4 protein-coding genes and 2 pseudogenes are annotated in these 7834 nt (G+C 59.1%); 4 read left to right on the top strand and 2 right to left on the bottom strand.

The window, feature by feature from the left end; translation table 11 throughout:
* Window positions 1-361: 361 nt before the first annotated feature.
* A complete protein-coding gene (locus AC0L3A_RS39430; protein ID WP_473256434.1) occupies window positions 362-754 on the top strand; it encodes a hypothetical protein in 393 nt (130 codons plus the stop codon).
* A gap of 1779 nt (window positions 755-2533) precedes the next feature.
* Window positions 2534-2755: pseudogene (locus tag AC0L3A_RS39425) on the top strand (transposase); the annotation flags it as partial.
* A gap of 243 nt (window positions 2756-2998) precedes the next feature.
* On the opposite strand, the gene AC0L3A_RS39420 reads toward AC0L3A_RS39425, so the two are convergent.
* Complete coding sequence (locus tag AC0L3A_RS39420; RefSeq protein ID WP_473256433.1) at window positions 2999-4387, bottom strand: IS1182 family transposase; 1389 nt, start codon at window positions 4385-4387, stop codon at window positions 2999-3001.
* Window positions 4388-4792: 405 nt separating this feature from the next.
* Here AC0L3A_RS39420 and AC0L3A_RS39415 point away from each other — a divergent pair, with 405 nt between their 5' ends.
* On the top strand, window positions 4793-4996 hold the full coding sequence (locus tag AC0L3A_RS39415; RefSeq protein ID WP_473256432.1) for a hypothetical protein: 204 nt from the start codon (window positions 4793-4795) through the stop codon (window positions 4994-4996).
* Window positions 4997-5359: 363 nt separating this feature from the next.
* On the opposite strand, the gene AC0L3A_RS39410 is transcribed toward AC0L3A_RS39415, so the two are convergent.
* A complete protein-coding gene (locus AC0L3A_RS39410) occupies window positions 5360-5521 on the bottom strand; it encodes a hypothetical protein (protein WP_167552270.1) in 162 nt (53 codons plus the stop codon).
* A 1200-nt stretch (window positions 5522-6721) separates the two neighbouring features.
* Between AC0L3A_RS39410 and AC0L3A_RS39405 the strand changes: the two are divergent.
* Window positions 6722-7154, top strand: a pseudogene (locus tag AC0L3A_RS39405) (MFS transporter); the annotation flags it as partial.
* Window positions 7155-7834 lie beyond the last annotated feature (680 nt).

Here is a 7834-nt window from a genome sequence, read left to right as displayed (position 1 = left end):
GGCAAAGCCGAGGACAATCGTCCAGACGGTTCTTGCCCGAATGCTCGCATGCGCCGAGGTGATGCCCGGCTCAGCCTTCATGATGCCGCTTCCGAGCGCAGAGCTGTAAATTGAAGGCGCAGGACCGATAGGACGTGAGCTGGATGGATGTAGATTCATCGAAGGATGCCCTCTGCAAGCAGCCGAAAGCACGGTTTGAGATTGCAACGTGATCTTATTAACGCTAAATCGTCGCTCGAGAAGTCTACGCACGGCAGGATAGTTAGCAACCTGCCAACCCAGGTAGGTGCTTTGGCATGCCTTCTAGCCAATGTCTCCGCCCTAAGGATTACCCGCAGCCCCGCGGGAACTAGACCGGCTGATGATCGAGCGTGGCAAGCCCAGCGTGGTGGTCAGCGACAACGGCAGCGAGCTCACCAGCAACGCCATTCTCGCATGGGCCGAGCTGTTGAGGCGACCTCGTTCATTCGGCTGGTCACGCCTCGGCCCTCCCCCTGCAAACCTTGAGGCGCCCGGCCCGGACATCATCGTGAGGCGCTGCGCGATCTCGGAGAGGACCGTGACCCAGGAAAACATGAACCAGCCCGAGCGACCCAATGCCTGGCCGGCAAACTACAATCACCCGCGCCGCAACCCTGACCAGTGCCGCCCGCGCGAGCGCTACGGTCGTGCCGTCCAACTGGCATCCAAACGGGCGCGGCGAAAAAGCGGGCCTCCGAGCGCGATGATCCGGCTTCTTCTGCCGTCGGAATAAGCACCTCCGGCGGAACATGCCTCCAAATCCTGTTTTCCAGCGCGCCGCGCTTCGAACCGGATGATGCATCGTGTTTGAGCGAAACCAAGGCCGCGTAGTGCAGCTCGATAAAATCGGCCATGACGGCTCCGCGAAGCTCCTGCTCGATCTGGATGCGCCGCTCCTCATGCATGTCCATCTCTGGTGTGAGACAGTATGAAGCGCTGGGCTGATCTGCAAGGCCGCAACCTAACGCGACGTTCGGTTCGAACATTTCTCTAGGCGCGACTGTTGCGAGGCGATTGCAGCAATTCGCGCGGTCGTTGTTAAGATGCAGAGGCTTGGAATCAACAGATGAGAGTAGAGCGCCGGGGGGTGAGATGGATTTGGGATCTGGCGACAAGATGAACGACCTCATGGAAAAATTGAACAAGCTCCGCGCCGATGCTGCGGATTTGGCCGTTATGAGCAGCCGAGCAAGCGACCGCAAAAGCACGACCTCTTCCGACGCTTGGCAGATGAGCTCGCAACAGAGGCTCTTGTGCTTGAACAGGTCGTGAAGCGGCAAAGCACACGCTCAGCTCCGGTCCACATGGACAACGTGGTGCCTCTCACTGAAGGTCCTGAGCGGAACTGACCGCTTTTCCGAGCTGTGCGGATCCTGGAAATGGGCAATCCTCAGCGTCGCATTGTTGGTCGTAGTGGCCGCGGATACCTCAACATGCCACGTTCAACCCACCATAGCTGCTTGCCGATATCAGCACACATGCGCAGTCGATGACCGCGAAGGACAGCACTTCAAAGCACTGACGCGGAGTCTCCTCGCGTATGGAACGCCTCGGCCCAACGTCCTTGACACGTCAGCAACTTAGAGGTGCATTTGTTTTGAGGCAGCCGCAGTCCTCGATCCTTCTAAAAAAGAACCCTGTTACCTTCAACGTGTCACGGCTGAAGAAGAAACTCTCGAAAGCACTTATGCGTGCAGCGCCGAAAAGAACCGGCTGATCTTGCCGGTGGTGCATGACGTGAAATATGAAATCACTGATTTGCAACAGCGAGTGTCCGCGCTCGCTCAGACTTGCCCTTACACCTTCCTACCTCAGTGACGACTTAAAACGGGTATGATAAACCGGATCAAGCCGCTCAGAAAGTTTGCTAGTGGCTGCCTGGTCTAAACTTCGGTTGCATGATGCCCAGGACCGGTCGTTCAACCCACTCGGGCGGTTAAGCTGCTTAGGACAACACCCGCCGCGCCTCAGGTCGTTGACTGAGGCCACAAGGCGCTTCGGCAGTTTGGGGGTCTTTCCGCCGACACCACCGACGCATGCCGAGCGATCTCAGCAACGGAGGCGTCGACCACGATTGCGTGGCGCCGCTAGCGTAATCGTAGTCGGGATCGCTGGCGACATCCCGAGCGACACCGGGCGCCCCATTGGACCGCTAAATTCAGCAGAGCGATCTGCGCTCCCGTGTCGTGCGCCTGTGTCTCTCTATTGTGGAAAATCGGGAAGTAGTAGCGTCGCATAGTCGGAGCCCTCGTCCTTTGGTCGCGAGCATGCCCGCCCACATCTCGGCGGTTCCTCACCTGTCAAAAACGACAGGGTCCGTGCGACAGTGGCGCTAGCAGACGGGCTCGCGGTTGCCGCCCCTCGCGGCAATACCTCTCGCGTTCGAGCACATTCTGAGGCAGCAAGCCTTACGTATTGAAATCCGATAGCTACTGACGTGCCCCCGCCAAATTAGGCCAGTTTGAACTGGAATTTTCCACTTATGATCCCCTGATGGGGAGAGGAGAATTCCATGAAGGCATCGAAGTTTTCAGAGGCGCAGATTGCATTCGTGCTGAAGCAGGCTGAAGACGGCTCGGCGGTGGCCGAGGTCTGCCGCAAGGCCGGGATCAGCGAGGCAACCTTCTACAACTGGTGGAAGAAGTATGCAGGCTTGATGCCCTCGGAGATGAAGCGGCTGCGTCAGGTTGAGGAAGAGAACGGGAAGCTGAAGCGGATTGTCGCCGACCTGTCGAAGTCGCGCGTCTCCGGCCCCTTGCCGTTCATCATCTTGAGTTGATAGCGGCCGGTCGGCGCCTTGCCGACCGTGAGGATCCGACGTTGTCTTTAGCCGAACAAGCGTGAGGTCCGTGCAATGTCGGCTATTGGAGGGATTGTGTTGCAAAACTCGTTTCTGACTTGGGGGCGAGCTTGGCTTTGGAGTTTCGGCGGTTTTTTTGGTACGGGGTGTCGGCGGTTTCCGTTTTGCTGGTGGATTTCAGCACGCGACTGCCAGTTGTGGCGGGGGACGGCAGATTAGCTTGGCCAGCCGCCTCAGGTTCTGCGCGGTGGCTGTGAGCAGCACTTCGTCCCTGACGCCATTCAGGCCCCGCAGCCGAAGCCGGTCGAGCCTGAGAATGCGTTTCATATGAGCAAACCGCATCTCGACCTTTTTGCGCTCGCGGTGCGATTGCTCGAAGGCTTCCGTATTGGCCAGCGCACGGACATGATCGCGCACATCTTCGTTGACGTCACGCGTAATTTTGCGCACGACCGCCGTCGTGCATTTGGGCTTCAAGGCGTAGCCAGAGCAATCGCTCTTGCTGGCCCTGTAGTAAACGATGTGACCTTGATCGATATTGCCGGTGCTGGTCAGTTCCGCGCCACCCGGGCAAACATAGACATTGCGCTTTTTGTCGAAGACGAAGTCCGCTCGGCTAAAGGTGCCATCGGGGCGTGCCGACTTGTCCCACACCGGAACGTGCGGCGTGATCTTGCGATCCACTAACCATTTGAGCAATCTGACCGCGCCGTAAGCCGTGTCGCCTGCCAATCTCTTGGGGCGCAGATCGAAGCGACTCTCAACACGGTCCACCATGATCTGGGTGACAGCAATCTCAACCGCACGGTTCGCGCGCGTGCCTACCGCATCGAGGATGATCCCGGCCTTGTTGTCGATCAGATAGTTCGCATCATAAGCAAAGAATGGATCCACGCCCGGCCTCGTAACCCATGTTGCTTGTGGATCGGTGAGCGAGACTTCCTTGGGAGGCTTGCGGCGACGGCTGCGTTCACTTGAACCGCCGCCGTCTTCATCGCCGTCGGTGGCATCAAGCGCTGCGATGTACTCGCGCACGGCATGGGATGCTTCCTCCGCCTTTGGCCAGGTAATAGGCTGGTCGCCGGGAAGTCGCCTAGTCTTGTTCACATCAGCCTTGATCAGGCTCGCATCGACTGAGAACGCTTCGCCTCCGACCAGCCCCGCCGAAATACACAGCGCCACTACACGTTCAAAAACCCGGCGTAAGGCATCGCTCTCACGGAAGCGTTCGCGCCGCGCCCGGCAAAACACCGAGTGATCAGGGATAGGATCCTCGATGCCGAGCTTGCAAAACCATCTATAAGCCAGATTGACCTGGACCTCGGCGCAGAGCCGACGCTCGGAACGAAGTGCAAATACGTAGCCCAAGACCAGCATCCGGATCATGAGCACCGGATCAATCGAAGGCCGGCCAGTGTGGGAGTAGAATGGAGCGAGCTCGTTGTGCACCCAACTCAGGTCCAGAAAACCGTCGATTTGCCGTACCAGGTGATCAACCAGCACCACTTTGTCGAGATCAAAGGAGTAAAAGAAGTGGCCCTGACCGCTCTCCTGCCGACCTAACATCCGCTGCTCCCGCAAATGCCGCCTCAAACCAACGGAATCACAGTTCGCGAGTCGTCTCAACCGGCGTTTTGCAACACAACCGGAGGCAGACCGGACACGGAGCCGGGCTTGCGTCGGCCGCGCTTAGTCACTCCGGCTCTGACTTGCCAGCCAATTCGCGTGCAGCCAAGCTAAGCTCCAGCTCCCTGAGCTGCTCCACCGAGTGCTCTACGATCTCATCGTAGTCAGATGGCGCCAGTGAATGCACGCCGCGCAACGCCAGTTGTTTTTGAAGGATCGTCCACGCCGCGCGCCAAATAACCCATTACGGAGTCGCGCCGCGATCTGGCGAGCCTTCCGGCGGCCATGCTTGCCCGACTTGAGTAACGTCGCGACGCGCTCACTTGCGCCGCCATGGCACCGAGCATGGTCATCCTGATGCCGACGTTATCCGGTTACGGCCCGGTGCAGCACGTCCGGGTTAGCCTGGCTCTGGTGCCGGCGCTGGTCGACGGAGAAAAATACCTGATATACGACTACGTCCCGCCACCCGAAGTCCGCGACCTGCGCCGGCTGCGACGGGAGAAGGCACCGCGCGCGCAGCACGCACCCTGGTCCGGTGGACTCTGAAATGCGACAGCCGCTGAAGCGCGCCGGAAGAAGACGATCTGACCCATCAGACACAAACGCACAACGCCCCCCGGTCGAGTATGTTGACCGGGGGGCGATTGGCTTACGCACTGGCCCGAACAGCAGGAAATTCCCAGGCGAAGAGGTACGGCGGTGATGGCGCGAGAGTTTCAAAAAAGAGCCGGCTGATCGGGACCGCGCACTCTCCACAGCGAGTAGCTCGGCCTCAAGCTCCGGTAACGCTACAAGCGCCAGCAACGGCGGCGGCACGTCATTGAGCCGGCCGACACCCGCGCCGAGGCTGAGTTGGCCGAACACCTCGACAAACTGTTCTGCTCGATGAGCCAGGTCAGCAAGCCCCCCTCACTGCAAATCGCGGTAGAGTGCGATCCCGATCATAAGCAGCGAGACAGTTGCAAGCACCAACGGGCAGATAAGCGGCAGCTTCTCCAGCACAGCGATAACGGCTGGCCGTCCAATAACAGTTCTCTTCACCCGCGCGAAGCGCCAGCCTGCGACACCCATTCGGACAACTCCGTTTGGCCCCCAGCAGCGGCAGTCTGACTACTATCAGCGCGAAAGCCCCCGCCTGGCTATAACCGGTTGGCCGGAACCTGAGTGAGGGTAAAGAAAGCCTTTAAACTTAATCTAACGCTCGCCGCATCATGATCACGGCTATGTTTGGCCCAAGTTCACAAACTTTTGGCCTGAATTCGCAGGATACAAAGCGCCCTTTTCTATTAAGGCCCTCCCGTTGACCCAACGACCGGGTGCAACTCGACCTGGGATGACTAATGCGCGTCTTTTTTAGTTGCTTGTTTTGCGGGGCGCTTCCCAGCGCTATCCAGGTAGAGCGGCCGGTCGTAGGCAACGGCCGTTTCGAGTGCAAGGAATGCAAGCAACACTCCGTCGATGGTGGAGCGGGTACGACTTTACAGATTGGAAGGGGCCGCTCGACCAGCCTTTGGCGTCGCGCGACGTTTAGGTCGGGATACGATCCGGGTCGTGCCGGATTGCCGCGAGTCACCGGCTCCGCTTCAAATGGGCACATGCCAAACCTCACCCGCCGGCGCTACCCCAAACCCCTACTATCCGGGACTCAATCTGGGAGAGAGGAGACGGCGCAAGCAAGCGTTTCTGGCTGCTCACCCTGTTTGCTGCTTTTGTGGCGGTGATACTCCGAGCCAAACGGAGGACCACGTTCCGGCGCGGGGTATCTTCGACGCCAGGCAGTGGCCGGTGGGTTACAGCTTTCCGGCGTGCGGACCCTGTAACGGATCGACGCGTCACGACGAAACAATCATGGGGATGCTCGCGCGCATCGTGCATTTCGACGACACTACGAACGAACTACAAAACCATGAAATGCGGCGTGCGATGGCGGCTGTGCACCCATGCCTTCCCTGAAGCATACAGATCGACGCGCCTGTCGGCGAATGAAGTTCGGGCGTTTTTGAAGAGCATCGTCGCTCCTGATTCGCAGGCACCAGCGTGCCCGCTGTCAGGCAGAAACTCCACTTATCGACCTGTTCAAACTTGCGGAGCCGGCTCTCAGGTCCACGGTCCGATAGGCTGATACAGAGGCGATCGGGCCCGGCGCGTGAGAAAGTTGAACAGACCAAGAGCTTGTGCGCAGTGCCCCTCATTTTTGGCGGGTGGACTATTCCGTTTCGATTGCCCTACATGGCTGCGCTCGCCAGCAATTTGCTCCGGAGTTTCTAAACGATGTCTGCGGATCGGCCGGCCGCGCGACTTGCAACGCGTCTAGCATTTTTTGCCGCTGGTTTTGGTATGGCGCCCTGGGGCCGCTGGTGCCGTTCGTGAAGGAGCGATTGGCGGTCGATGAGGGCGTTCTCGGCTTTCTGCTGCTATTCCTGGGTTTTGGCTCGGTCGTTGCGGTGCTTTTGATCGGCTTGTCGAGTGCGCGCTACGGCAGTAAAGCTATCATTCTGATCGGTGGGTTCGGCCTTGCACTCATCTTTCCTTGGCTCGTGATTGCCGGTACGCCTTGGGCGCTCGGGGCTACGCTGGTCGCATTCAGCGCCTCGCTCGGCCCGATCGATGTCGCTGCGAATGTCCGCGCGGTGGAGGTAGACGTGCAGCCAAGCGCCCGCTGATGTCCGGTTTTCACGCGCAATTCAGCATCGGCGGCATTGCCCGGCTCCGCCACGACGACTATTGCTTTGGTCGAATGTTGGTGCTTTCGCATCAACCCTAATCTTTGCGAGTTTCATGGCGAGCGTTTTGCGCAGATAACCTCAACCTGGGAACGCCAATTGGCCAGCTGTCCTTCAGTTCGCTGTGACCAGTGGGCGGCTTCTGCCGGTGTATGGCTTGGCTTGGGGACGTAGTCCGTGAATGCTTGGATTGCCGCTACAACTTCGGCCCCAGGACGGGCGTTACTCCTATGAGCGGAGCCAGCTCGAACAGTTGCAGGCCGAGTCTTTTAATATGACAGGCACGCGGGGATGCGGCAATCACCGGTGCCGGTAGGTGCTCTCTAATTCTTCTCAGAATACATATTGGGAGCACCTTGAGAATTCCAGCCTCTCGGGAGCAAAGGTGGCCAGCCTCAGTCTTCAAGGACGGGCTGGCCACTATCGCTTGCGGCGCCACCTGGCAGGCCCAACGGAATGCACACGTTCGAGCGACATATCACCTCACTGCGGTCGCAGGCGCTTGCGGTGCTTGCAGCCAATCAGGCCCGGGCGGCCGATCAGACTTGAGTTTGGCAGATCGCCACGTCGCGACGTTCGATGCCGAGGACCCTCAGGACGTGCTAGGCATCCTCAATTGCGTGAAACTCGACTCCCCCCGGCATGAGGAGGCACGGAAGAT

This window comes from Bradyrhizobium sp. MI1.3, assembly GCF_055811695.1.
The sequence above is the reverse complement of the archived record's forward strand: the minus strand, read 5'-3'. Positions and strand labels throughout refer to the sequence as shown.

Excerpts from the sequence above, each read along its gene's own strand:
- AC0L3A_RS39430 (WP_473256434.1), top strand. The coding sequence starts at position 362 with ATGATCGAGCGTGGCAAGCCCAGCGTGGTGGTCAGCGACAACGGCAGC.
- AC0L3A_RS39420 (WP_473256433.1), bottom strand. The coding sequence starts at position 4,387 with ATGTTAGGTCGGCAGGAGAGCGGTCAGGGCCACTTCTTTTACTCCTTT.
- AC0L3A_RS39415 (WP_473256432.1), top strand. The coding sequence starts at position 4,793 with ATGGTCATCCTGATGCCGACGTTATCCGGTTACGGCCCGGTGCAGCAC.
- AC0L3A_RS39410 (WP_167552270.1), bottom strand. The coding sequence starts at position 5,521 with ATGGGTGTCGCAGGCTGGCGCTTCGCGCGGGTGAAGAGAACTGTTATT.